Here is a 572-nt window from a genome sequence, read left to right as displayed (position 1 = left end):
ATCACTGTGACTACCTCCCTGCTATGTTGCTTATAGTTGTAACTCAATTGGGCGAAGCTATTTGGTGAAGCTAGACCGCACCGACTCGAAACTGATGGGTGGTGCTTACCTGCCGGATTGCTCGTTTTAACATTCTCAACAAAGAGCCCCTAACGCTCGCGTAATAGGCGCGAGCTTGCGAGCGTCCTAATTGACGCGCTTGTTAAGCGATTCATGTCGACTTCTCCAATGCCCAATTGCTCGGCCCAGAGACTGCCAATAGAGGAGCGCTGACTCTAATATCGATCCTAGACAGCAGGCCATACAAGAGATCGTTTAAATTATGATCATTCAGATAGTGCGATACAAACATATCGAGAGAATCTATTTTACCGATAAGGCTATATGCTTCTTTTATATTCGGGTGATTGAGAAGCTTTTCGATAAATGCATAATCTTTGAATACGGGCAAAATATTCTCTGCTTCAGACTTCCTTTTAGCTTCAGAAACTGCCTCCTCTAAATCAGCGTCATCAATTAACGCTTCCTTTTTCAAGATTGGCACTGGATCTATGTCACCCAGCGCATGACTT

The 572-nt window shown here is 44.2% G+C and carries 1 protein-coding gene; it reads right to left on the bottom strand.

Annotated features, from left to right (window positions below; all coding sequences use genetic code 11):
* Window positions 1-211: 211 nt before the first annotated feature.
* The coding region (locus ACQY8X_RS21135; protein WP_428037097.1) for a hypothetical protein at window positions 212-572 on the bottom strand (361 nt) is incomplete at its 5' end.

The sequence above is a fragment of the Amphritea sp. genome (genome assembly GCF_050300915.1).
Lineage (GTDB): Bacteria > Pseudomonadota > Gammaproteobacteria > Pseudomonadales > Balneatricaceae > Amphritea.
Note: the sequence above shows the minus strand (reverse complement) of the source record. Positions and strands in the feature narration are given on the sequence as shown.